The 26,245-nt window shown below is 39.4% G+C and carries 23 protein-coding genes, 1 pseudogene and 1 riboswitch; of the genes and pseudogenes, 2 read left to right on the top strand and 22 right to left on the bottom strand.

The genetic code is table 11. From position 1 onward, the window contains the following. Positions 1–34: 34 nt before the first annotated feature. From hpf to AC3WR0_RS04875, 11 genes are all read right to left on the bottom strand, one after another. Positions 35–589: a ribosome hibernation-promoting factor, HPF/YfiA family gene (gene hpf / locus AC3WR0_RS04925; RefSeq protein WP_027322493.1), complete on the bottom strand. Its 555-nt coding sequence runs from the start codon at positions 587–589 to the stop codon at positions 35–37. Between the two features lie 237 nt (positions 590–826). Beyond that, positions 827–1,168, bottom strand: a complete 342-nt coding sequence (fliT, locus tag AC3WR0_RS04920) for a flagellar protein FliT (protein WP_492551257.1) — start codon at positions 1,166–1,168, stop codon at positions 827–829. Further along, positions 1,168–1,569 carry a flagellar export chaperone FliS gene (gene fliS, locus AC3WR0_RS04915; protein ID WP_492551256.1) on the bottom strand — a complete coding sequence of 134 codons (402 nt, stop codon included), beginning with the start codon at positions 1,567–1,569 and terminating at the stop codon, positions 1,168–1,170. The genes fliT and fliS (AC3WR0_RS04915) overlap by 1 nt, the downstream gene beginning before the upstream one ends. Positions 1,570–1,590: 21 nt before the next feature. Further along, positions 1,591–3,660: a flagellar filament capping protein FliD gene (fliD, locus tag AC3WR0_RS04910; protein ID WP_492551255.1), complete on the bottom strand. Its 2,070-nt coding sequence runs from the start codon at positions 3,658–3,660 to the stop codon at positions 1,591–1,593. An 11-nt stretch (positions 3,661–3,671) separates the two neighbouring features. Continuing rightward, positions 3,672–4,043 (bottom strand): flagellar protein FlaG, encoded by a 372-nt coding sequence (flaG, locus tag AC3WR0_RS04905; protein WP_492551254.1) that lies wholly within the window; start codon positions 4,041–4,043, stop codon positions 3,672–3,674. A 107-nt stretch (positions 4,044–4,150) separates the two neighbouring features. Beyond that, complete coding sequence (locus AC3WR0_RS04900; RefSeq protein ID WP_492551253.1) at positions 4,151–4,588, bottom strand: YaaR family protein; 438 nt, start codon at positions 4,586–4,588, stop codon at positions 4,151–4,153. Between the two features lie 115 nt (positions 4,589–4,703). Beyond that, the gene (locus tag AC3WR0_RS04895; protein WP_492551252.1) at positions 4,704–5,672 is read right to left on the bottom strand and encodes a flagellin N-terminal helical domain-containing protein; all 969 of its coding nucleotides are present in this window, start codon (positions 5,670–5,672) and stop codon (positions 4,704–4,706) included. 35 nt (positions 5,673–5,707) lie between these two features. Continuing rightward, positions 5,708–6,127, bottom strand: a complete 420-nt coding sequence (gene fliS, locus AC3WR0_RS04890; protein WP_492551251.1) for a flagellar export chaperone FliS — start codon at positions 6,125–6,127, stop codon at positions 5,708–5,710. Positions 6,128–6,184: 57 nt separating this feature from the next. Then, entirely contained in the window at positions 6,185–6,481 is a 297-nt protein-coding gene (locus AC3WR0_RS04885) for an EscU/YscU/HrcU family type III secretion system export apparatus switch protein (protein ID WP_492551250.1), read from the bottom strand. Next, positions 6,478–9,258 (bottom strand): hypothetical protein, encoded by a 2,781-nt coding sequence (locus AC3WR0_RS04880; RefSeq protein ID WP_492551249.1) that lies wholly within the window; start codon positions 9,256–9,258, stop codon positions 6,478–6,480. The genes AC3WR0_RS04885 and AC3WR0_RS04880 overlap by 4 nt, the downstream gene beginning before the upstream one ends. Before the next feature lie 155 nt (positions 9,259–9,413). Continuing rightward, positions 9,414–15,815: an OmpL47-type beta-barrel domain-containing protein gene (locus tag AC3WR0_RS04875; RefSeq protein ID WP_492551248.1), complete on the bottom strand. Its 6,402-nt coding sequence runs from the start codon at positions 15,813–15,815 to the stop codon at positions 9,414–9,416. Positions 15,816–15,898: 83 nt separating this feature from the next. Then, positions 15,899–15,993, bottom strand: a riboswitch (cyclic di-GMP riboswitch). Positions 15,994–16,240: 247 nt separating this feature from the next. Here AC3WR0_RS04875 and AC3WR0_RS04870 point away from each other — a divergent pair. Together AC3WR0_RS04870 and AC3WR0_RS04865 are read left to right on the top strand one after the other, a co-directional pair. Then, entirely contained in the window at positions 16,241–16,777 is a 537-nt protein-coding gene (locus AC3WR0_RS04870; protein ID WP_492551247.1) for a flagellin N-terminal helical domain-containing protein, read from the top strand. A 419-nt stretch (positions 16,778–17,196) separates the two neighbouring features. Beyond that, positions 17,197–18,117 (top strand): endonuclease, encoded by a 921-nt coding sequence (locus AC3WR0_RS04865; protein WP_492551246.1) that lies wholly within the window; start codon positions 17,197–17,199, stop codon positions 18,115–18,117. Between the two features lie 42 nt (positions 18,118–18,159). Here the strand turns inward: AC3WR0_RS04865 and AC3WR0_RS04860 are convergent, their stop codons facing one another. From AC3WR0_RS04860 to AC3WR0_RS04810, 11 genes and pseudogenes are all read right to left on the bottom strand, one after another. Beyond that, the gene (locus AC3WR0_RS04860; RefSeq protein WP_492551245.1) at positions 18,160–19,386 is read right to left on the bottom strand and encodes a flagellin N-terminal helical domain-containing protein; all 1,227 of its coding nucleotides are present in this window, start codon (positions 19,384–19,386) and stop codon (positions 18,160–18,162) included. A gap of 124 nt (positions 19,387–19,510) precedes the next feature. Next, positions 19,511–19,624: pseudogene (locus tag AC3WR0_RS04855) on the bottom strand (flagellin); the annotation flags it as partial. 347 nt (positions 19,625–19,971) lie between these two features. Beyond that, positions 19,972–21,021 (bottom strand): flagellin N-terminal helical domain-containing protein, encoded by a 1,050-nt coding sequence (locus AC3WR0_RS04850; RefSeq protein ID WP_492551244.1) that lies wholly within the window; start codon positions 21,019–21,021, stop codon positions 19,972–19,974. Between the two features lie 134 nt (positions 21,022–21,155). Then, positions 21,156–21,392, bottom strand: a complete 237-nt coding sequence (gene csrA / locus AC3WR0_RS04845; RefSeq protein ID WP_492551243.1) for a carbon storage regulator CsrA — start codon at positions 21,390–21,392, stop codon at positions 21,156–21,158. A 5-nt stretch (positions 21,393–21,397) separates the two neighbouring features. Next, complete coding sequence (fliW, locus tag AC3WR0_RS04840) at positions 21,398–21,826, bottom strand: flagellar assembly protein FliW (protein WP_492551242.1); 429 nt, start codon at positions 21,824–21,826, stop codon at positions 21,398–21,400. A gap of 15 nt (positions 21,827–21,841) precedes the next feature. Beyond that, positions 21,842–22,432, bottom strand: a complete 591-nt coding sequence (locus AC3WR0_RS04835; RefSeq protein ID WP_492551241.1) for a DUF6470 family protein — start codon at positions 22,430–22,432, stop codon at positions 21,842–21,844. Positions 22,433–22,476: 44 nt separating this feature from the next. Beyond that, the gene (gene flgL / locus AC3WR0_RS04830; protein ID WP_492551240.1) at positions 22,477–23,367 is read right to left on the bottom strand and encodes a flagellar hook-associated protein FlgL; all 891 of its coding nucleotides are present in this window, start codon (positions 23,365–23,367) and stop codon (positions 22,477–22,479) included. Positions 23,368–23,376: 9 nt separating this feature from the next. Beyond that, entirely contained in the window at positions 23,377–24,915 is a 1,539-nt protein-coding gene (gene flgK, locus AC3WR0_RS04825) for a flagellar hook-associated protein FlgK (RefSeq protein ID WP_492551239.1), read from the bottom strand. A 15-nt stretch (positions 24,916–24,930) separates the two neighbouring features. Continuing rightward, a complete protein-coding gene (locus AC3WR0_RS04820; protein WP_492551238.1) occupies positions 24,931–25,413 on the bottom strand; it encodes a flagellar protein FlgN in 483 nt (160 codons plus the stop codon). 18 nt (positions 25,414–25,431) lie between these two features. Beyond that, positions 25,432–25,695, bottom strand: a complete 264-nt coding sequence (flgM, locus tag AC3WR0_RS04815) for a flagellar biosynthesis anti-sigma factor FlgM (RefSeq protein ID WP_492551237.1) — start codon at positions 25,693–25,695, stop codon at positions 25,432–25,434. 132 nt (positions 25,696–25,827) lie between these two features. Next, entirely contained in the window at positions 25,828–26,241 is a 414-nt protein-coding gene (locus AC3WR0_RS04810) for a TIGR03826 family flagellar region protein (protein WP_492551236.1), read from the bottom strand. Positions 26,242–26,245: the final 4 nt, after the last annotated feature.

Here is a 26,245-nt window from a genome sequence, read left to right as displayed (position 1 = left end):
AGTCCGGAATTCCCGGACTGCATTTTTCCTGTTATTATTGAGCTTCAATTAAGCCGTAGCGACCATCTCTACGCTTGTAAACAACGTTTGTTTGGTTTGTATCTGCGTTAGTAAATACATAGAAATTGTGGCCAAGCATGTTCATTTGAAGAATCGCTTCCTCGCTGTCCATTGGCTTAAGGTCGAAGCTTTTCGTACGTACTACTTCAAGATCCTGATCATCTTCCTCGAACTCATTTGCCTCTGTACTCTCGAAAGAAGAGAACATGGCAGTAAAGTTCTCTTTTTCACGGAACTTTCGGTTCACCTTTGTTTTATGCTTACGGATTTGGCGCTCCAATTTGTCGGTAATCAGGTCAATTGCTCCATACATATCGACATTCTGTTCCTCTGCACGAAGCACCAGGTGCGGCATTGGAATGGTTACTTCTACTTTTGATGTTTTATCCTGATAAAATTTTAGGTTTACGTTAACGTTAGCCTCAGGTGTTTCTCCAAAATAGCGCTCTAATTTGGAAACCTTCTTTTCTACATACTCTCTGATTGCTGGAGTTACCTCAATGTTTTCTCCACGAATGTTGTAATTCATGCGAACTCCTCCTTTGTTAAGACTATGTAAATACATTTCTATTTTACCCTATGTGATTCCTGCTAAAACAGAACAAAAAGTTTGTCGAATTATTGACAAAAACAACAGGGAAATAGTGACAACGTTCGAGTGTTTATGGCACTAGAGAATTCCGTTTTGGAAATCGTCCTATATAGGAAAGCAAAAAAAGACCGTCAGAGCTAAGCTGGCGGCCTTTTAATCAAACGTTTGATTAAATTATTTTTTGCGATCGTAAAACATTCCGTCTGTCGAAAGCGATTGATATGGGTTGGCATATTTTTGTGAGGTCCTTTTTCGCTCATTTAAATCCCGGATGTCTTTTTGGATAAGGAGTTTTTCGGCTGCAAGAAGAATTTCCAGCTTTTTGTTTAACTCAATTAACTGTGTTCCCAGCAGCTGTTCCTCTTCGGTATAAGGAGTTTTAACATTCTTCAGCATATCCTCCCTAAGCTCCAAGGTATCCTCTATCATAATAATCTTGTCCTCGCGGTCAAGCTGCCCTTCGAGGACGTTTATGAGCCTTAGTGTCACCTCATAAAGCTCTCTTACCTTATTCATTATGCCTGGCCACCTTGTGCGTATTGCTTTTGGCGGTTTAGCTGAATAACCTGTTTCCATGTGTCTCTGAAATCTACCAAAAGGTCTTCCACCTCAGAAAGAGCTGTAAGGTCATTTTTTAAATTAGCTTCGATAAGACGGCGATTCATAAAGTCGTAGAGAGGAAGAATCTGTTTAGTAATCTCTAATTCCTGATTGAGTGTAACCATTAACTCTGTAATGATTTTAGAGGCTTTTTGGATATTAGTGTTTCTCGCCTCAATATTTTTATCTTCAATTGCTTTTTTCGCCTGATGAACAAACTTCAGGCATCCATTGTAAAGCATCAACGTCAGTTCACCCGGGGAAGCTGTGTTAACGGAATTCTGCTGGTAAGACTGGTATGGATTTTGAACTGCCATTTATGTCACTCCTTTTTGAACTTACTGACCGCCTCCGCCGCCCATTTGCTGGGCAAAATACGCAGCCTGTGAATTTGCTTTTTGCATTGCCTGCTCCATAGCCGTAAATTGATTATAATAGCGGTTTTCAACTTGTTTCATGCGATCTTCAAAGCTGGTGATTTGAGTACTTAAAGCATCCAGATTTAGTCCAATGGAAAATTGCTTGTTTGTTGAAAAAGTATTACCCGCTTTTTGTTTCAGGCTATCCATTGTGTTGCTGACATTGTCATATAGCCTTTGAATAATTCCCTGTGAGGACGCAGTAGTTCCCGTACCACGAAACAAGTTTTCAACCGAATCGGGGTCAGCCTGGATGGCTGCTTTCAGCTTCGCATCATCAATTACAAGCTTTCCTCCATCCATGTAGTTTGCCGAAGTGGTTATCCCGATTTTGGCTAACTGATCGTATGCCGAACTGACCTGAGAATTGCTTACAGGAGTATAAAAACTGTTGCGCATTGTATTCAGAACCCCGTTTAAAGCGGGATCATTTCTCAGCAGCCCGCTCTTTGCCTTGGTTGTCCATTGCTCCTGCTGTGTATCGGAAAGTTGTTCCTTCTGATCATCAGTCAATGGCGGATAATCACGATAATAATCCTCCGAGGTTTTTTTCTTTATAGTATCGATTAACGTATTATACTTATCTATAAAACCTTTGATATTATCGTAAACTGCATTTGTGTCATTGCTAATAGAAACATTTACTGGATCTGTAAAGGTGTTTTTTAAGGTAAAAGTAACACCGTTCATGTCAAAAGTATTGGTATGGCGCTGAGTTGTAAGTCCATTGACTGTAAACACCGCGTCTTCACCACCGGATTCGACTGCACCCGCAGCAGCTCCAAATTTAAGAACCTTGTCTATAAAATTGCCACTTGTTGTTATTTCATTAACCCCAGTTGCGGTATTATAATTTCCTGTTTCTTTTCGTGTAAGTGTCATGCGGTCGGAGAAGGAATCATAATACATGGTCGCCCCGACATTTGAACTGTTTACTTTTGAAATAATCTGGTTCAGCGAATCTGTCCCGGCAACAACAAAATTTTGCTTTTTAAATCCGTCCGAGGTAGAAGACCCAATTGAAAAGGTAGAATAGTTTTGGTTATATTGTATATCCACAGTTGATTCAGCAGCAACAGCATTGGTAAGGCTAACTTTTCCAGTTACAGTATCCAGGCTTCCTACCACTGTCGTACCATCCAATATATCCTTGGTAGTGCCACTCGACGTAGTACTGGTCGTGTAAGATTTTGTGCCAATGCTATCAGTAACATTAATCTTCACATCAAAAACATTGCTTTTCTCGAGTTGAAAGTCTTTTGTATCAGCGGTTGGTTTAAACTGTTGAGTGATATATTTATTTGAATAGTAATCCGCCTTAATGGAACTTCCCACAGCGATATCAGACTTAAACGTTAATCCACCTGTACTGCTTACAAGCACTTGAGAGTCTGTCAGATTTGCTGCCGTTCCGGATGTTACTACCTCATAATTTTTATTATTGACTGTAACTACAACTGAAGCTGTATCCAGAGTTTCTGTTGTAGGAATACCCATAGAAAAAGTTGCATTTGCTGTATCCACAGTTTTTTGATATGTCCCTGCAGTCCCGCCTTTCCAGTTGAAAGTCGGGTCTTGAAAACCACTCTGGGAAGAGTAAATCGCTGCATTAGGATCAACTTTTTGAGTTTGATCGGCAGAAATAGTGCCTCCATTTTTCAAGGTTGCTGCCGTCGCCAGGCTTGTAACGTTGGAGATGGAGTAAGCTGCCTGTGTGGCAGCACTGCTTGCCGTAGCAGTTACCATCGCTTCATTAGAGCTGGTTGTGGTTCTTGCCCGGTACTGGGTAGTCATCTTCATACCGGTTAGGTCCGTCCTGAAGTTTAATAACAGCGTGTTCATAGAGCGGTAATCATCGCGTTGCCATTCAAGTACCTGTTTCTTTTGTTTCAGTTTATCAAGCGGCATGCGTTCAGCCTTCATCAGATCGCTTACCATTTTATCTATGTCCATTCCGCTAGCAATACCGCTAATTCTTAAATTGGCCATTAACATCACCTTTAAATTTTTTTATCCACCAGCAGCCCCAAATGCTCTGCCATAGCTGCATAGGTATCTAAAAGTTTTTTAGATGGAATCTCTTTAATTACTTCATGTGTATTGTCATCAACAATAGTTACATAGTACTCATTCAATTTTTCATGCAGCTGAAATTTTAAAGAAGTGTGCGCGGGCTGAAGAAATTCGTTTAACCCCTTAACAATCTCCTCAACTTTCTCTTTCTTTTTGCCATCATTTAATGGAGTTTCCTGGTTATCATTTGGATTGGGTAATAATGTTTTTTCTTCTGTTCTCTGTTTTACAGAGGCCCCTTCGGTATCTGCTACTCTTGGCTGTATAGGGATATTTACTGTTGTAAGGCGTTCAATCATCCTTATCTCCCCTTGTTTATATATCTCTATATTAATATCGGTTTGTATTCGAAGAATTTAAGACTATTTATTTAATAAAAAAAACTGCAGCGTTTCGCCACAGCATTTCAGGTGTAAATATTAATAAGCAATCCCTGGATTTCCCCAACCATGCCAAGAAGATCAATTCCTTTTTTCTCTTTATCTAGAACTGCATTTGTCAGGTCGATCAACTTTTTATCCACTTCTTTAACAAGTTTATATATCTTCGAGGATCCACGCTGGCTGAAACCGCGCTGTTCCTTGAGCTCCAAGCCGTTTTTGACTGCATCCTCCATAAAATCCTTAACTAGCTTTTTATATTTACGCAGATTATCAACCGTTCTTGAGTCAGCGAGCGATTTACCTGCACCTTCAATTTCTTTCATTTTTTGGCTGAGCCGCTCGTAAGTAACATCTGTACGCTTTTTATCCATGATGGAATTAAAAGAAATGGAATCCTTTGCTGTTTCTTCTTTAAAGCCAATTTTATTGACTGAAGCTTTATTGACGCGCTGTACCTCCATTACATTACTCCACACCTTTTCATTTAATATCTTTAACTTCTATTATATTTCTTTTTAAGATAGCTTTAAATATTTTTCTATTAGAAAAGGAGAGGTTTCCCTCTCCTTTTCACTATTATTTCAATAGCTGAAGCACACCCTGAGGCATTTGGTTTGCCTGAGAAAGCATTGCCTGTGCAGCCTGATTTAAGATATTGTTCTTGGTGAAGTTTGTCATTTCAAGCGCCATATCAAGGTCACGAATTCGAGATTCTGATGTTGTGACGTTTTCGCCCATCGTTTTAAGGTTGCTTACTGTATACTCAAGACGGTTCTGGATTGCTCCCAAACGCGCGCGCTCAGATGAAACCCTTTGAATTGCATCATCATATATAGTAACAGCTGCAGCCGCTTTATCATGGCTGGTTACATCGATAGCGTATTCCGGTGTATTGGCAGACGTTCCATTATCTGCTCCTGAAACAGCGGTATACCAAACCTTTTGAGTAGTAGTGCCATCCACCAGAGTAACATTTTGTGCGGTAGTAGTTCCAGCAAGTCCTGAGCTTATGTGCAATGCTTGAGAGCGCATATCGTTAATTTCAAGTGCAACTTCCTGCCCGGAGTTTGCCCCAATTTGCATATGTATAGAATTGTCCTTACCGCCTGTTTTAGTTGCATTTAGTCTGCTTCCGTCAAGTAATTTAGAGGTATTGAATTCTGTTGAGTTGCCAATTCGGTTAACCTCAGAAGTTAACTGGTTAATCTCTTTTTGGATTTCATTCCGATCAGTTTGAGTATTGGAGTCGTTGGCAGCCTGGACAGCCAATTCACGCATTCTCTGCAAAATTTCATGAGTGGATGAAAGAGCCCCTTCAGCCGTCTGGACAACAGAAACCCCATCAAGGGCATTACGCTCTGCCATATCAAGGCCACGGATCTGAGATCTCATTTTTTCAGAAATAGCAAGTCCCGCCGCATCATCAGATGCACGGTTGATTCTTAGGCCAGAAGACAATTTTTCAAGACTTTTTGAGGTGTTATCATTGTTAACAGCAAGATTGCGGTATGCATTTAATGCGGAAATATTATGGTTAATACGCATGTTGAACCTCCTACAATTTTAAGCATTTCTATAGATTATTCAGCCCTCATAATGCTATTTTCATAAGCTGATACTTTTTTGGATATCGCAGACTGGACTGGAAGCTTTTTCTTAATGACTTCATTCCAGGCAACTGCAATTGGCTCAATAATCTTTAGTATATTTTCAATTAATTCCTTGTCCTTGCGAAGATTGGCTTCCATTAGCATGTTTGCCATGTAGTTATAAAGTGTGTCGAACTGTTCAGCAATGGGACCTGCTTCATACTTAAGACCTACACCCAATCGGTGTAAAATATCATTTGCCTTTTGAATTTTTAGATTAGCTTCAAGAAAGTTCTTACTTTCAATTAACTCTATAGATTCTTCAAGATTCATAATGATTCCTTCATATAAAAGGGCCGTAAGCTCCTGAGAACTCTTTTTATAGATTACTTCATCTGTCAGGACTTCCATTGGTATACCTCCATTTAGATGTTAGCTACCCTTATTATCGGCCATCGCACTCAGATATTAATAGCTTTCATCGATTTTTTCCAATAGAATAAAAATCTCTGCAATTACCTCATATAATTGCGGAGGAATGCTCTCACCCAGATCAATCTGCAAGAGATTGTTAATAAGGGTCGGATCCTCCTGGAGTTGGATATTATTCTCTTTCGCTTTCTCAATTATTTTTTGTGCCACAAGGCCTGTTCCCTGAGCGATAATTGTGGGAGCTTTCCCATCTTCCTTATCATATTTAATTACCGCCGCAGAAGGACCATTGATTTGCCGCCGGCCTTTTGTATTAAAATAATGACTGTTCATATCGTGTAGTCATATCCCTTCTCTGTAAAAGTGGGCATAGCTGGGGCAACTTTTATATTATCGGCCGCTTGATTATCAGTTTTCATTGGTTTTACATGAATGGACCCAACAGAATAGCCGATTTCCTGAAGACGTTCTTTAACAGTGCCCTTTAAAGGATCCATGGCCTTTTCCAGGTCTTTCGTATTATTTTTAAAAGTAATTGATAAATTCTTATTAACCGCCGAAACAGAGATGCCTACTTCTCCGAGTTTTTTGGTTTCAAGCACAAAATACAAACTGCAGTTTTCCCAATCAATTTTTTCTCCTTTTTTTTGAGAGTTTACATAAACCTTCACATTTTCAACTTGTTTATCAAGCAACAGCGGCAGCTGTAAGAAAAGATTTTGCATACCGGAAGAATCCTGCTTATTTAAAAGTTGCTGACCAGTGATCTGGCTAAGTGCCTGTTCTGCATTCATCTTCGTTTGGTTGTCCCCCGTCTTAATCATTTCCATTAAAGCCGATTTAAGATTATGAGGTGCTTCCTCCTTTTGGACGATGGTCTGTGCAGCATTAGTTTCATGGGTAAAACCCATCCTTTTTATAGCCTCAAAAATGTGCCTTGGACCCTTTTCGCGATCCGCAAGAATTTGCGTGGGGAGAACGTCTTTTTCAGTAGACTTTGTACCGTGCAGGCTCTCTTCAGAGATAAAATGTTTTATCCTGGTATCGGACGGTTTAAAAACAAGCTTATCGACCAGGTCCTTAACTTCTTTTACAATTTGGTTCACTTCAGCGAAGTTTCCATTACTTAAATGGTTTTTTGCATCAGCAAGCCTTGAACTCGCAGTCAGCATTTTTTTCTCAGTTTCCATATCGGTATAAAGCATAAAATTACTTTTTAAAATGGTATTATCAAGCTTCTTAATTGTTGCATCGAGCATTTGCCGTACGGGAGTTATGCTTCCTGGTTTTTGGGTCTGGATTAATCTGGAGGCAGCATCCAGGTTCCTGCTTATTTCCTGCCGGATGTTTTTAAAATCAATCGCCATTTGCGAAAGCTTTTTGGTAATCTCAGTGACTAGCAAATTTTTAGAGGTAAGCTGCAATGTCTGGACCGCTTCATTGATCATATATTCTTCTGCTTTAGATATGGAAGCATTCTCAGAAGCTTTTTGTAATTGCGGATACACTTTTTCTAGCTCTCCCATTGCCTCCGCAAGTTCTCTTCTTGCAGCTAGCTCACGGCCCTTGTCGGCAAGCTTGGTTGCTTTTTCAAACGATTCTTTAAAGCCCGAAAGATTGATATCTCCATCAGAATGTTCTTCAAGCAACTTCCCTACAGCTTTTAGAAGATTGGAGAGCAAGGGTTCTTTAAGAACAAGCTTTGCGGTTTCCTTAATAGCAGAAACCTGAGTGTTCTGATTTGAATGTTCTTCGTGTTTAAGTACCGGCAGCTGATTAGCCTGGCTATTTAGACCTTCCAAAGCGAACAAGAGTCTTTCCGTTCCGATTTTCTCGAGCTTAATCCCCTCTTGAATGGCTACTTTCACATTTACCGGAAGTTTAATATCCTTTAGCAGACTTGCGATATTTTTGAGATCAGTTTCGTTTTTCACCTCTTCCTTAATTTCTGACTTATCTTCCAATTGGTCTAATATCCGTGTTTTGGCAGCCTGCTGAATAAGCTGAGCTTTTTTTATATCAGCAATCAATTCTTTATCCACAGAAGGATCAAGGGCAGAAAGGATTCTTTTCACAACTTCAGATGAATTTGTCCCGTTTTTTATTTGAGTAACGGCATTTTCAACAGCTTGCTGAAGCGGCTGAGTCTGAAACTTAATTTGTATGTTTTTAGAATCAGTTGTATTCACCGCTCTGTCTGCTGGAATTGAAAGATTCTCAGTTTGATTTTGCAGAGTGGCACCCGGATCCTGCGTAGAGGATGGGTAACTATTCTGAAGCTGCCGTTCCACTTTTACAAGCGCTTCAACAACAACTCCTTTAGCAAAAGAATTTTGCCCTGATGCGGCCAGGCGTTGTGCAGTATTGATCCCATTTTCTATCACTTTTTTCGAATCATTCTCGAGTTCTGTCTGGCTTAAAAGTTTCTCCGCCAGATTAATAGTTTCTTCTAATTGTGGCTCTTTCTGAATCTCATCAATTACTTGCCTTATTTGCTGTTTTATTGAAATATTCTCTGTCGATTGACTAGAACTGCTGAATATTTTTGATAATGTATCTGTTAATGCTTTACCATGAAGGGCGACATTCACTGCTTGCAATTGCACTTTAGTCAATTCAATATTTTTTTGCTGCATCACTTTAATCGTATTAAGTTTTTCATCTATCGAACCAGGTTCATTTTTAAAAAAATCCTGTAGAACCGCAACAGTTTCTTTCATTACATTCCCGTCCCGGGAAAGAATTTGGCTGACTGCCTCTTTCAATTCAGGAGAGCTTTCAGGATTGATACCCGCACTTCTTAACAGGGAGTCCACCGTTTTTGGAGTATTTAGGGAGGAGGAAGCCTGCACGTTGTTATTAATGGCCTTAACAGTAACTTGCCCATTTTCATTTAGGTTTTTGACCTCAACAAGCACACGGTCGTCAGAAGGAATCGGTCCATCAAATTTCACAACAGTTTCCTGTCCCTTTAAAACAACTTTAGCTTCATTTTCCGGCAGTCGTTCTTTTATTAATACTTGGCTAGTTTCTCCAGGCCTAACTGAGTTGATATTGTCGTTTATCCGGATTTGTGGCTGCTGTACAATTGGCAGATTACTTACTTCCATTACATTACACCCCATACATACTTTTCTATAATGTATATCGGTTAAAATGTACAAAATTCAAATGAGAAAAAATACCTATATGGGGAGAAAAGAAAGGAAATGTTATGGAAATAAAGCAAAAGCTGCCCAAAAGACCAGGACAGCTTTTTTTACTATTAATTAATAACTTTTACTGTTCCATAGCCTATAACCAGGTAACCGTTCAAGTAACAGCGGAATTCAAGAGCCTGTTCTCCTGTATTCCAGGAGAAATCAGATCTTTCAAATTTAAACTGTCCCTGTTTAGCCTGATTATAATAGCCATTGTTGCTGTTTAATGCCTTAACTCCGTTCAATTGAGCTGTATTCAAATCAAATTGGCTCATAGAATATTGGTTTGGCGTATTTACTCGTAAAGTGCATACGCCTTTATTAACCTTAATAACATTTGGCGTTACTTCAATTGATGCAGGAATGAATACAGTTAATTTCTTTTGGAACGTTTGTGTATTTCCGGCAACATCAGTTGCTCTGACCATAAGAGTGTAAACCCCTGGCTTATCTAAAACAATCTGGTTGGACTTATTTACAATTTTTCCAATCAGATCATTAGAACCAGCCAACGTAACAACCTCTTGTGCTACACCTGAAACAAGATCTCTTGTTGAATAAGTTAAATTGAATACAGAATTCAATTCATATAAATCTTTGAAGTAGGACTCGATAATTGGTAATGATTTATCCACTTTAACTATAGCTGTTTTAATTTCTTCCTTATTGCCAGCCTGGTCGACAGAATAGTAGGAGACCTGGTTTACACCTTCCTGGGTAATAGTGAAGGTAGTACCCTCTTTATAGTCAGAACCATTTACTGAGTAATACGTTTTTGCTACTCCACTCTCGCTGTCTGTTGCTGTAAGATTAACTGTTACATCTTCTTTTTTCCAGGAAGTCGGAGCATCGGAAGTTGTTTCTGGAACAGTTTTATCAACTTTTACTTCGATAGTTTGAACGTCTTCCTTGTTTCCTGCCTGGTCGACCGAGTAGTAGGAGACTTGGTTAACCCCTTCTTGAGTAACTGGGAAAGAAGTGCCTTCTGTAAAATCCGAACCGTTTACCGAGTAATAAGTTTTCGCTACTCCGCTTTCGCTGTCGGTTGCAGATAGATTGACGGTTACATCGTCTTTTTGCCAATTAGTTGGAGCATCAGATGTTGTTTCTGTCGAAGTTTTATCAACTTTAACTTCAACGTTCTTAGCGTCTTCCTTGTTGCCAGCCCGGTCAACAGAGTAGAAGGAAACTTGGTTTACACCTTCCTGCTCCACTGAAAAGGTTGTGCTTTCAACATAATCGGAACCGTTTATTGAATAGTAGGTTTTCGCTACACCGCTTTCGCTGTCGGTAGCAGATAGATTGACGGTTACATTGTCTTTTTGCCAAGAAACCGGAGCATCTGATCGGGTTCCTGGAGCTGTTTTATCAACTTTAACTTCAACAGTCTTGGCATCTTCCTTGTTTCCTGCCTGGTCAACAGAATAGAAGGAAACTTGGCTTACACCTTCCTGCTCCACTGAAAAGGTTGTGCCTTCAACATAATCGGAACCGTTTATTGAATAGTAGGTTTTCGCTACACCGCTTTCGCTGTCAGTTGCAGAAAGATTAACGGTTACATCGTCTTTCTGCCAGGATGCTGGAGCATCCGATTTTGTTTCTGGTGCAGTTTTATCTATTTTCACTTCAACCGTTTTTGCTTCTTCCTTGTTGCCAGCCTGGTCCACAGAATAGAAGGAAACTTTATTTTCCCCCTCTTGATTTACTGTGAAGGAAGTTCCTTCTGTGTATTCCGAACCATTCACAGAATAATAGGTTTTTGCAACACCGCTTTGATTATCAGCCGCTGTTAAGGTAACAGTTGCATTGTCTTTTACCCAAACGGAAGGTGCGTCTGCCTTTGTCTCAGGAGCAGTTTTATCAATCTTAACGTTTACTATTTTTACCGCTTCGGCATTACCAGCTTTATCAATGGAGTAGAAGGATAGTTTATTAACACCTTCATTTACAACTGAAATAGTGGTACCTTCCACAAACGGTGCATTATTTAATGAGTAATATGTTTTTGCAACACCTGTATCATTGTCTGTTGCAGTCAATTTTACAGTCTGGCTGGTGCCAGTCCAGGATGCTGTGGCATCCGAAGTAGTAACCGGCGCTTCTATATCCGTGATCAATTTTGCAATTACAGTATTCGATGGCTGCGATTCACCAAACGAATTACTGTAGGATGTTACGTAAAACTCATGATTACTATAAGAAAGATTGGTAGCAGTAAATGATAGATTGTTTAAATTTTTCACCCACAGGAAAGGTATTCCGGCTATATTTTCATAAACGTTGTAACCATTTGCATACGTTACGAAATTCCAGGAAATTCGAGCGCTTGTAGGTGATGTCACAGTAACACTTACTGTCGGCGGCTGCATCTCCGGATAAATGATTTCCTCTGAGGCAACGTTAGAAAGTACAGATTCACCAAACCTTGTGCTATATGCTGTTACCTGATATTTATGTGTATCTTCAGATAGATTATAAATTTCATATGTTAATGCTGTTCCTTTGTACAGCTGTACCTTTGTGTCACCTTTAACTTCATAAACACGGTATTCATTTGCCCATGTTACTGAATTCCACTTAAGAGTAACGTTATTAGCGTTGTAAATACTTCCCTGAATTACTGGAGGCTGTACAACGGGCCAGGTTAAATTAAAGCTCTCTTTATCACCATCCGGAGATTCGCCAAAACGATTACTATAGGAGTGAATTTCGTATTGATAATCACCTTCTGGCATATTGGTTAGCGTGAATGATGTTGTAGTAAGAGTTTTAATCAACTGCTTTTGGCCATCAATGATTTGGTAAACATTATAACCGTTTGCATAGGTAACTGGATTCCAGCTTAATCTTATATCATTACCATTTAAAATAGAATGTGTTGCTGCCGGAGCCTGCATGACCGGCCAAACAAGCGTAAAGGCTAATGGCTTGCTCTCAGGTGACTCTCCGAAACGTTCACTGTAGGAATGAACCTCGTAGGTATAATCGCCTTCTGGCATATTTGTAAAAGTGACTGAAGTGCCTGATAGAGTCTGTTTCAATACCTTCTGTCCATTGATCACTTGATATAATTTATAGCCAGCTGCATAAGTTGCAGTATTCCAGCTAAGTGTCATATCATTTCCGTTTGCGACCGTGAATTTCATAACAGGTGTCTGCATGATTGGGAAAACAAGAGTAAAGCTTAACGGCAGACTCTCAGGCGATTCACCAAAACGGTCACTATAAGAGTGAACCTCATAGGTGTAATCCCCTTCTGGCTGGTTAACCAGCGTTAAGGTTGTACCTGTTTGAGATTTTATTAATTGCTTTTGGCCATCAATAATTTGATAGACTTTATATCCTGTAGCATAGGTTGCTGGATTCCACTTAAGTGTAATATCATTTCCATTTGCAATGGAGTAAGATAATGCCGGTGTTTGCATAATAGGAAATACAAGTGGAAAACTTAACGATTTACCAACAGGAGACTCGCCAAAACGGTTGCTAAAGGATGTAACTTCATAAGAATAATCTCCCTCTGGCATGTTTGGAAGGCTAAGAGTTTTTGCTGTCGTATTCTTGACAAGTGTCCTGTTTCCGTCTGCATCTACTTTATATACATTATAAGCAGTCGCATATTGGGAAGAACCCCAGCTTAAAGTAATGTCATTTCCGTTCGAAATGATATTTGTAAAGGTTGCAGGAGCCTGCATAACAGGAAAGACAACGGTAAAATTTATAGGACTTCCTTCGGCGGATTCCCCATAGCGGTCACTATTTGTGTAAATTTCGTATGAATAATCTCCTTCCGGAACATTAGTATAAGTAACCGAAGTTCCTGTAACAATTGACTTCAACTGCTTTTGCCCATCAACGATTTGATAGACTTTATAAGATGTGGCATAGGATGCGGCATTCCACTTTAATGTAATATCATTGCCATTTGCGATAGCCGAAGTAACATTCGTCGGTGATAGTAAATTAGGGAATGTTATATTGATATCCAACCTGCTTCCCTCCACTGATTCACCAAATCTTGTGCTGACAGAATGGACCACATACGAATGTGTGCCTTCAGAAACCCTGGTAAAGATAACGGTCGGTGTAGTGGCGGTAGCCTTAAAGACTTCCTGTCCATCCAGTACCTCATAAACATTGTAGCTAGTGGCATATTGTACTGGATCCCATTTAAGTGTGATATCATTAAAATTTTGGATTGTATTAACCAAATTATTTGGTTTTTGCATTTCAGGGTAGACTAATGAAAAATTTTGCTCTGCTCCCTCAGGTGATTCTCCAAGTAAGGCTGAATATGAATAAACAAAATAATCATAGTCCCCTTCAGGCTGATTTGTATACGTTACAGTTGTAAAAGTAGTGGTAGTTTGCAAAAACTTAAGCCCTTCTATAATTCTATAGATCCTATAATTACTCGCATACTGGACTGGGCTCCACGATAATTTGATATCATTTCCGTTTGAAATCTGAGTTAGAAAGTTCGTTGGAGTTCCCATCGCCTGTCCGGTTAAATTAACATTTACAGGACTGCCATCCTTCCCCTCCCCAAATCGGGATGAGACAGAATGAATTTCATAAGTATACTGGCCGGGGGCCATACTGGAAAAAGAAGTTATAGTTCCGGTAACCGTAGCTTTTAAGGTCTTTGTACCGTTTACTAACTGGTACACTTTATAACTCGTTGCAAACGGTACAGTATCCCAGGAAAGACTGAAGCTGGTAGGCCCTGTAATACTATATTGAGAGTTTGTCGGAGCTGTCATAACAGGCCATACTAATGTAAAAGAAACGGTTGCTCCCTCGCTTGATTCACCAAATCGGCTGTTATAAGAATACACCTGATAAGAATAATCACCTGCAGCTTTATTGGTAAAACTTACGCTTGTACCAGTCGGCGAACTAACTAGGATTTTTTGACCGTTCACAATTTGATATACCCTGTAGTTGGTCGTATTCGCTGTTGCAGACCATGTTAAAGAGATATCATTTCCATTCGAAATTTGAGAATTAAAATCGGCCGGTTTTTCCATTACAACTGGATCGACTGTTACTTGAACCTGGTTGCTATCGGCTGATTCACCGAAACGACTGCTGTAGGAAGTAATTACATAGGTATAATTACCGGCAGGCATATTAGTAAATGTGGCTGCTGTTCCAGTTACTGTTGCTTTTAAAACTTTTTGATCGTCAATAACCTGATAAACCTTATAAGAATCAGCATATACTGAAGCTGTCCAGCTTAGGGCAATATCATTTAAGTTTTGAATCTTATATGCCGGATTAGCTGGAGGAGCCATTGTTATAGTATCCACTGTTAAATTGACGCTTGTTTCCGCCTCGGACTCTCCATAACGGTCACTATAAGAATGAATCTCATACTTATAATCCCCGCCCGGCTGATTTGCATAAGTAACAGTAGCTCCGGTATATGTTCCTTTGAGGATTTTCTCGCCACCAATAACCTGGTAAACCTTATAAGCAGTTGCATAGGATGCCGTTCCCCATGTTAAAACGATATCGTTTACATTTTGAAGCTTATAAGTAAAGCTGCTTGGTGGAGCCATTACAATAGGACTTACAGTTGCATTTATTTGACTGCCGTTTGCAGATGTGCCAAAACGGTCGCTGCTGCTATAAACCTTGAAGGTATAATCTCCTTCAGGCATGTTGGTAAATATTTTGCTTGTAGTAGTTACTGATGTTTTAAATAGCTCTTCACCGTTAATAACCTGGTAGATTTTATAGCTGTTAGCATAGCTCGCGGCTGCCCACTTTAGATTAATATCGTTTCCATTTGTAATTGTAAAAGATAGACTGGAAGGTTCCTTTATGAGAGGATAAACAACATTTACATCAAGAGTTGCAGTCGGGGATTCACCATACAGTGAATTCACTGCTGAAACTGCAAAAGAATTTTTACCTTCCTTCGCATTAGTAATTGTATAAGTGCGAGCAGATGATAGAGTAGTGGTTAAGAGCTTTTGTGTACCGTCATCCTGGAGCTGGTACACCTTATAGTTTTCCGCATACTGGGAAGCACCCCAATTCAAGACAATATCATTTCCATTTTGGATTGTATTTGTCAGAGTAGATGGAGCTGCCATATCAGGGTAAACAATGTTTACATCCACTGGAGCACACGGCCCTGACTCCCCGTTTGAACTTAATGTTGAGACCACATAACTATATTTTCCCTCAGCCTGATTATTTAGAGGGAAAGAAGCAGTGCTAACAGTACCTTTCAAGACAAGCTGACCATCAGTAATTTGATAGACATTATATCCTGTTGCACCGTACACTGAACTCCATACCAGCTTTCCGTCATCCGGAGTAATAGACTGGTATGTAAGATTGCTTGGCGGCAACAAAACTCCATTATCCGCTGCATATGCGGATCCAAGCGGCGTCAGAAGCTGCAATACTAATAATAGAACCGCCAGATAAATACTAATTCTATCTTTCTTCACGATTTTACCTCCACTCTTTCCTGCAAAAAAGGCATAAAAAAAGAACCTCAAACAAGGTCCATAGAGTTTAGGCTATGATTCCTTGCGGCAACCGGCTACCATCTAAAAGCACTAGTACTTTTAGTTCAGGTCCATGGCTTTGCGTCTCACAGTTTCCTATGATTTGCCCTTTTCACTTGGTTAATTATTACTATAAATCTATTTTAATCCTCATTTCTTTATTAATAAATAGGATTAAATACCTATAATTTACTAAAAATACACTTTTTTATTAGGATATAATCTATTTCTTAAGTTTAGCTCAAGATACATAAGGACTATTTGACATAGATCCTTATAAAAAGGTTTCTAAAATTACTCTCTCACCTATGAAAATTCACCCATACAAGACAATATATATATAGACAGTAAATGATTTTGTGGGGTTGAAAACGAATACGGCTAAATATGAAAATATTTTTTTTGAAAACAGACGTAATAAAATTAATGATAGGTTACAAAAGGCTACAAGAAACACCTCCTCTGGGCTAAAGGTGCAAGGCGCAGCTGATGATGCAGCAGGTCTAGCCATTTCTGAAACAACAAGGGCACAAATTAGGGGTCTTGCCCAATCCCAACGTAATATCCAGGACGGCATCGCACTCTTGAAAACCGCCGAAGATGGATTAGTGAAAACAAATGAAGATGTTCGGAGACTTTATGAATTTTCTGTATTAGCTTCCTATGATACCATGGACGACTCCTCACGATTAGGAGTTCAAGTGGAAGTAAAAGACTTACTCTCATCAATCCAGCAAACTACTGAAACGGTTCAATTCAATACACATAATCTATTAGGATCTGGTAGTAGGCTAGTTAAGATTAAAAAACTCAACTTTCAGATTGGATCTAGTTCAAATGAAAGTATGACCATTGAGTTAGTTGACCTTACAACAGGGAAATTAGGATTATCTAACGCATAAGTAGAGACAAAAGATAATGCAAAACATTTAATAGGACTGTCCCAAAAATTCATCACAGACATTTCATGGCAGCTTACAAGACTTGGTACGCAATATTCAGCCTTAGAACACAATCTTACTAACTCAATGTCCAAAATAACTTAACAAAAATTGAGGCAAATATTCGGGATGCGGATTTGGGAAAAGAAACAATGCTTCTAGCAATAAACAAAGTTCTTAGTGAAGCCGCATATTCTTTACATAAGTTTTAAGATAACGAAAAGCAACATTCGAAAAAAAACTTATTCGGAAAGTAAATTCTAGTGATAAGAACCTGCCAACCGACAGGTTCTTTTTCAATATAATTGTAAATAAATCTGAGGCGGTTTATAATTAAGAAGGAGGAACATACATTCTGTTTTATTGAGGAGGGGTGAAAGATGGATACCATTAATGATCTTCTAAAGCTGTTATCCAAACGTCCGCTTGGTTTAATATGCGGCAAACTTTTAGGAGATGCAAATCTTACAATTGAAAAGAACAAAAAACCCCGCTTACGCTTTCAACATAGTATTAAAGATAGAGAATGGTGTGAATTCTGTTATGACTGCCTAAAGGAATTCATCCCCTTAGCACCTCCTAAATACAAATATTCAACTGATTTACGCCTAAGAAATGGGTTTTCTGAATCCATTTATGTACAGTCTAAAACCTCAAATATTTTTATTCTGTTAAGGAATCTTTGGTATGAGAATAAAAAGAAAGTTGTACCTATTAAATTAATTGATGCTGTACTAACCCCTGAAGCAATAGCATGGTGGTATCAGGATGATGGCAGTTTAAAAGCCGCTAATGGTAAGCCCCAAAAAATTATCCTTTCAACAAATAGCTTTTCAATGGAGGAAAATAAAGAATTGATTAAGCTTCTTTTTAAAAAGTTTAAGCTCAAATTTTCCCTTGATGGTCAAAATAGGCTATGTATTTATGACCAACCCCAAATTCACAGATTTTTATTTATAATCAACAACTTTATTCATCCTTCTATGGTAAGAAAAAAACTCTCTAATCCAAATATAAATACCTCTCAGTATTCCAACAACAAACGGACTACTATTTACCTCCCGTCTGACATCGCTATTTCGTATCCTACAAAAGACATTAATAATATAATAGATGGAATTAATGAAGAGACGTTTATCATGTTTTCACAACAGATCATAAAGTCCAACAATAAATTAAATAAAATGTCCTATCAAATTGTCCTGACAAAAGAGCATCTCGAAAAATTATATTCCTTAAAAATACAAACAGGATTCAGTTACAGTCAAATTGTAACAACCGCATTTCTGTTTTATCAATAATAAGATTTGTTAAATGGCAGTCCTTCAATGTAAAATCAAACTTCACTTTAAGAGTTGTAAAATGCCCTGTGGTAATTGATTGGATTGGGCCAACATTGCTTGAGCAGCTTGAGAGAGAATCGAACTCTTCGTTTCACTCATGATTTCTTTCGCCATGTCGATATCACGAATTCGAGACTCGGCAGCAATGAGATTTTCAGAAGATGTATCAATATTGTTTATAGTATGTTCTAAACGATTTTGGAAGGCTCCAAACTTCGCTCTTTGCGTATTAGCGATTTGAAGAGCTTTATCTATTTTTTCAATAGCTGAAGTGGAATCGGAACTCGTCACAATTGAAAGACCATCTATTCCCAATGAATTTGACCGGACATCATTGATTTCGATTCCCAAAGAATTATTAGAATTTGCTCCAATCTGTAGATTTAGAGTTTGTTTTTCTTTAGTAAAGAAACTAAAAATGAAATCATTTCTTGGTGCGCTAGGGTTTGAATTATCAGAAATTTCAAAAGCACCAAGTATATCGGTCAACGGATCTGGATTCGCATTAAAGGTAAAGCTATTACTCCATCCCCCTGAATCTACGATATTGCCACCAGGACTGTTTAAGCCCAGGAGATAACCTTGACCACTATTATTAGTTAATGTTATTTCATTTGGAGTAGACTGGCTTAAAGTCCAATTTTGGGCAATAGATTTTTCTTCAAAGTTCCCCACTTCTCCATATTTTATCAATTGAAAATTTTCAAGGATATTTTTAATTGTTTCAGTCGGGTTATTTCCTACTAGAGTAGATAATTCCACTCTGGTCCCACCGTAAGCATTTATTGATGAAGTCACAGAGATTGAATCGGTCGAAAGAAGCGAGAGTCCGTTAAATTTTGTTGAACCTGCAATGTTATCAATAGAGGCCTTCATTTGCTCAAATTCTTGTTGAATTGCTATACGATCGTCATTGGTTAATGTATCATTACTGGCTTGAACCGCCAGTTCCCTCATTCTCTGAAGTGGTGGATCAATAATTTGAGATAATCCACCTTCCGCTGTTTGAATAAGGGAGATGCCGTCCTGAGCATTTCTATGAGCTTGCTCTAACCCTCTTATCTGTGCCCTCATCTTTTCTGAGATTGCCAACCCGGCAGCATCATCAGCCGCTTTATTAATTCTTAAGCCAGAAGACAATTTTTCTATACTTTCACCAGATTTTCTCGTACTATTTTTTATTTGATTTAAGGCCCTTAATGCCGACATATTATGATTAATTATCATTTTTAACACCTATCATTCTATTATCTCTTCTATTAATATCGGATAAGAACAATAAAATTAAAGGGAAATTAATCCAAAATAAAAAGAGACCTTAGAAAAACTAAGATCTCCTTTAATATAAAGATTAACGTAATAATTGAAGAACACCTTGAGGCTGTTGGTTCGCTTGCGCCAACATAGCTTGTGCAGCTTGACCAAGGATAGAGTTCTTAGTTTGGTTCATCATTTCTTTCGCCATCGTGCGAACATTTACTTTCATAAATGACTAGACTACATCTTCACCCTCTATATAAATCTAGTAGGGGTCGGGCACTTCGGATCGACAATGTTGAACCCCATTGCTTCACCTACGGATTTCATCACCATAGCTTTTCGCCTTAGATGGTTTATCCTAGTCGTTGAACCTTCTCCATCCTTTCGGAACAGGAGCTTGGCTGCTGATTGCCCAATCTTTTCTTTTTTCAAACCATTACATCTGCCGTTTCCAGCTACGCTGTGGTAAGAAAAGCTCTAAGGGGTTTCCAGCAATTCACCCGATAATACTCACTGGCCGTTACCAGCCAGGACGACTGTGCTTGTCACTGCCTAGGCAGCTAAAGCATAATCAACGTCACGTACACGTGATTCTGCAGCAGTTAGGTTTTCAGAAGAAGTGCTTAAGTTGTTGATTGTATGTTCTAAACGGTTTTGCCAAGCACCTAATTGAGCACGTTGTGAAGAAACATCTTTAATCGCTTGGTCAATTGCTTTAATATTTTCATCAAATGATTGAGTTTTAACATTGACTTTGCTTAGATCTGTAACATTTGCATTGCCAGTTCCCTTACCAAGATCAGAAGCTTTCATGCTGTTAATACTAATATCAAGAGTTGTAGAACCATTTGCACCAATTTGGAAGCTTAAACCAGTTCCGGAAGTTTTAATGTCTAAACTATTCAGTGTATTAGTTCCATCATATTTAGTTAAATCTTTATCAGCAGAAAAATTTAATGAAACTCCTACTTTATCAAAATTCAATGTTGAACCCGCTTTTACAGCTGTAGGGTCTTGGCTTAATACTTGTGTTGTTGTGCCGTCTGAAACTGAAACTGTATTATTAGTTGTATCCAAAGCAAATGTTAGAGTAGATCCACTTTTTGCACCTGCTACATCTGCAGTAATACCAGCTGCTGTTAAACTTGCAATGGTAGCAGTGCCATCTGCTGCTTTAACTCCAAGTGAACCATCCAATAGGTTTTTCGTATTAAACTGCGTTTTATCAGCAATTCGATTTGTCTCTGAGTTTAATTGATCAATTTCTTTTTGAACTGCATCTAAATCGTCAGAGTTGTTTGTACCATTGTTAGATTGAACTGTTAATTCACGTACTCGTTGCAAGATATCGTGAGTTTCGTTTAAAGCACCTTCAGCAGTTTGAATTAATGAAATTCCGTCTTGAGCGTTACGTCCAGCTTGATCTAATCCGCGGATTTGTCCACGCATTTTTTCAGAAATCGCAAGACCAGCGGCATCGTCACCCGCACGGTTGATGCGAAGACCTGAAGATAGTTTTTCCATAGATTTAGATTGAGCGTTTGTTGCAGAATTCAATCTGTTGTAAGTATTTAACGCTGCAAGATTGTGATTGATTTGCATTATATGTTTCCTCCTTGAATTTTAAGTTCACGTCCTTGTGAACTATTAGATTGGTTGGAGTCGATAAGGTCGGCCGCCCTTATTCCCTCTTGCTATTAATATCGACTGGAAGAAACAATGTTTAATAGTTTTTTCTAATTTTTTGTATCATTTTGTTCTTTTTTGAAGAAATTTATTAATCCTGATATATCTTTTGAAGCCTGTTCGTTTTCACTTAAGATTTGGTCGTAGATTTCTTTCCTTAAAATCTCGACATTTTTTGGGGCATTGATGCCGATTTTTACCTGGTCATTTTTAGAAGAGATGATGGTGATTTCGATGTCATCACCAATCTTGATGGTTTCTCCGTTCTTTCTCGTTAGCACTAACATGGAAGTCACCCTTTCTGGAAGATTGGATGTTTCGTTTTATACTGTTCATTATTTAAGATGACTTGCTTCGCTTTTTGATTGGAAGCATTAATAATAACCGGGGCCTGCAGGTTGGCGGTCGTTTTTTCAAACGGCTCATGAACCGTTAAGATGGAAAATACCACAACATCTTTCTCTGTTTTAAGCTCCAATTCTTCTAATATTGAATCTTCAAGCTTAAAATCATATTCTTTTATAAAAGGAAACGGGCTTGCCACTACAAATGCCAAAAATGGTGTCGTGACCGATTGCATGACAGAGAACGTATTATCTTCCGATAAAGGCAGAATGATAAATTCCTTTTCCTCTTGAAAACCCGGCATTCCCTTTTCAAAATGCAGAATATCCTCTTTGTTAATTTCTATTTCATCATGATATTTCGTGTTAATTAGCATAATGTCATCCTCACTTTATATAGTCTGCTCATAATTGATTCCGATAAAATTCAAGTTATCAAAATCAATTTTTAACGACTGATACTGCTTCATATTAATATCGACATTTCCTCGATAGTAATTAATCATTGGCTGATGGATTCGGCTGTCGATGATTGGCTTATGTACTCTCCAATTAATATCCAGCCTGCCAGGATCATAATTGATTTGTACGCTGCCTGGGGAGGGAATCCAACCGATTTTGAAATCGTATTGCGGTGTCTCGCTGTTCCGCTTTGCCTGGCGGGCGATCGCCCCACGTCCATTTTCAATCTTCATCAGCTCTTCGCCATCTTGTGCACGGCGGGCAATTCCCGCAAGAAGATCCTGATGACCCTGTTGTGCAGCCTCTTCGATCCTCATCGATGCACTTTTAAGATCGACATCCGCCCGCGCCCTCGTTTGGTCGATCGTCAGCCTTGATGGAATATTGTTTACCTGCATTTCGGCTTTTGGCTGCTGGATGCTTAAATCCGCGGGCTGCTGATGGATTTCAAGCTGGCCTCTTTGCGAGCGAATATCAATTTGCGCAAAGGTTGATTGCATACTTATTTGCGGAAGTCTCATTAACAACTCCTCCTAGTAAAAAAAGCTATTCAGAGCGAATAGCTTTATCGTAAAAAGTCTATTAATGTTGGCTGAATTATTCGTGATCCTACGCTTAATGCAGCCCGGTGAACGCTTTCCTGCGTAGTCAGGTCCATGATAACCTTTTCAATGTCCGCATCTTCATTATCTGATAGAACCTGGTTCGCCATCACGCTTTGCTGGCCGAGACGGTTTTCAATCATATCCAGCCGGTTGGAACGCGCCCCTAAATCGGAACGCTCCGCTGACATCGTATCCATTACCTTATCTAGCCGGCCAAGCAAGCTGTTCAAATCGCCTGGAGTATTATTTTGAAGCGCATTCTGAATGCTGCCAACTACATTGAATAACTCCTGGCTGAATACATTAGCAGGATTCACATTGGCCTTCATACTTACTCCCTGGGAAACTTCAACATTGTAATTGTTAATGGCAGGGTCAGTCAAATTAGCTGCTACTACAGGCGGGTCTTCCTGGGCAACCGGCGGGTTCATAACATCATTGCCGTGAAAAATATATCTGCCAGCGATTTGCGTATTGCCTGTTTTTACAAGGTCTTGTTTGATTTGGTTAATCTCACTTCCCAGAGCTTTTCTGTCTTCTGGAGTGAGAGATCCATTCTGCCCCTGGACAACCAGCTCACGGATTCTTTGCAGACCGCTGTTCGCCTGCTCCATTCCCGCTTCGGAGTTATCCATCCACAGATGAAGTTCTGATAAATTCCGCTGGTACTGTTCAACCTGGACAAGATCAGTACGATAGTACATCCCTTTCATAGCCACAACCGGGTCATCCGATGGCTTGGTAATTTTTTTGCCGGTCGAAAGCTGGTCCTGGTACTTGCCCATCTTCAAATAGCTGTTGCTAAGATTACGCAAAGAATTGGACGCAAGCATCGATTGAGTGATACGCATTTACTTTACCTACCTTCCGCCGGCTCCCATGCCGTTAATAATTTTATCCAGCATTTCGTCCTGCAGAGTAATCATTCTTGCTGAAGCATTGTATGCATGCTGAAATTGAATCATATTCGTCATTTCTTCATCCAGTGAAACCGAGCTCACTGACTGGCGTTTGTCATCAACTGCCTGCTTTAATGTGCTGCTGTTATTCGATAGCCGCGTTGCTTCCTGGGACATAACCGCCATTCCGCCGATCACGCCCTGAAAAAAGCTGCGGAAGTCGGTTTGTCCATTCAGCTCGTACTCCATCTTCTGATTGAAAACATCTGCCAGGGCGGTTACATTGCTTCCGTCCCCAAGAGTCGCTTTGGTTACGTCATTTCCGCCAGCAGTTGCAATGTTATCTAGGCTGTTTTTGATATCATCCGAAATCTGAATCCTGCCAGCAAATCCTTTGGAATTACTGCCCGGGTCTGCAAAAAACAAAATGTCTTTACTCGTTTTGGAGCTTATTTCATTTGGGCTGAATCCTTTTTCATGGATTGAGTTAAACTCATTTGCAAACGTATATGCCATCTGGTCAAGCTTTGAAATCATATCTGTATATATTCCGGTCGACTTGCCATTATCATCATAGCCGTAGGATTGAATCAACGCGGAAAGCTTACCGCTTGAATTCATTTTTGAAAAATCAACCTTATCCTGGCCGATTTCTATAGTTTTGACGGATGAATCTTCTGCTCCGTCGTAATTAACCTTCAATTCGTTAGCCCCCGCACTACTCAATAGGATTCCAAGCTCTGATCCATTATCGGAAACCATTTTAACTGTCGCCTGCCCCTCAGCATTCGGGGCAGGATTACCACCGGAACCTGTATAAGATACTTTAATGTTTACCATTGATGAAAGCTGATCGATTAGGCGGTCCCGCTCATCGTATAAATCATTCGGCAGATAGCCGTGTGGTTCCACACTGCCAATTTGCTGGTTAACATTATTAAGCTGGTAAACAAGTGAATTTACTTCTTTTACCGTCACATCAATCTGGTCCTTTTCATCCTTTTGAATCGTTGAAAGCGAATTGGACAGGTAGTTGAATGTTTCAACGACAGCTTCACCACGCTGTCGGACTACCGATCTCGCCCCCGAATTAGTAGGATCGGTCTCCAGGTCCTGTAAAGATTGCCAGAACTGGTTCATGGTATAAGACAATCCTGAATCGGATGGCTCGTTCATGATATTTTCCATTTTGCTCAAGGATTCAGAACGGGACTCCCAATGGCCAAGTTTATTACTTTCAGCTCTGTACTGGGTATCCAGGAAGCTTTCCCTTACCCGCTGAATGGAATCCGCCTGTACACCTGTTCCCATTTGGCCGGGCATTTGAGGCATATTCATGCCTTTCCCAGGATAAGGCTCTGTTTGAGTAAAGTTCACCCTCTGTCTGGAATATCCGGGTGTACTGGCATTTGCCACGTTTTGTCCTGTTGTATGTAACGCCGTCTGCTGGGTAAACATTCCCCGGCGTGCTATTTCTAATCCCATAAAGGTTGAACGCATGATGTTTCCTCCACATTAAGCTTTCGAATTAAATACTGCTGATGGCCGTATGGCACTGCTTGCCTTTCCTGCCGTTGGACCATAATTAAATTCTTCGTTTTGAGGAGCAATTAGATCCAGAGAAAGATTTACAAATTGTAATGATTGATAAATCAACTGCTGGTTTAAGCCATTTTTTTGTTTAATTTGTAAAACCGCATCAATAAGTTCTGAACGGACTTCCTGCAGTTTTTCCTTCTCCGCTCCCTCCAGAACATCCAGGCAATCTGATAAGGAGGGCTTTTTCAGGACAGGAACAAGGCGGGAAGCAATGCTCTCCCGCTCACCTTCAAATTTATTAATTGCCGCAATATGGGCCTGTTCTTCCTTTAATAGCTGGGTAAGGGCATCCATATCTCCTTTTTTTACGATGTCAGTTTTCCGTTCTGCCAGGCTGTGAAGACTTAGATGCAGCTTCAAAAGCTTTTCCATCACAGCAATCAATTTTTCAGAATCCATGTTATCCCCTCCCCGCTTTTACTTTTTGAAAAAATTCACCATGTTTTTAGCGGTTCCTTTAGCATCCACTTTATAGGTGCCGTTTTCCACCTGTATTTTAAGCTGATCAATTTTTTCCTGTCGCTCTTTGGCGACCTGGGAAACTTCCTGAAGCTCTTTTGCAGCAGAAGAAATCTCCACTTTATCGGCTGTTTTTCCGGTGGTTTTACTAATATTGTCGATCTTGTTCATTTGGCGTTTGTAAGGATTAACTCCCTGAGTTCCAAAATTATTAATCTTCATAGTTATAACCTCTCTTCCATCCCGGACATTTTCCCCTATAAGTATTATCGGATAAAACCAGTCACTTTTTATATATTTTATATTAATAAGTAAAATTTACCTAGAAAAATAAGCTGCATATGATTATGCAGCTCATCTCTCCTTAGAAGTATAATATGTTGCTCTCTCTCGCTTGGCGATTTCCTGCCTTCGGAGTTCCTTTTTATCATGCTCGTTCAGGTCTGTTCTTAATTCATCCTGGCATTTTTCGCAAAGCTTCCCGGTTTTGATTATATGACCGCATTTATCACATGGATAACCTAAATTCGGGAATTGCGCTGTTTGGAGACGCCCCTTTTTAACAAATTTATAAATGAGCTCTTCACTAACCCCTGTTTGTGTGAAGATTTGTTCAACCGTTGCGGCACGATTTTCCCGTCTGCGCATGAACTTGAAGACCGTTTCATAATCTTCCTCTTCCTTTTTCCAGCATTTCTGACAAACATCTCTAAACTGACTTTTCACAAAAATTTCATTGCAATTAGGACAGTTTGATAAATTCTCCATCCTA

Source organism: Neobacillus sp. FW104-15D2 (assembly GCF_058790155.1).
This window is presented reverse-complemented; position numbering and strand designations above follow the sequence as displayed.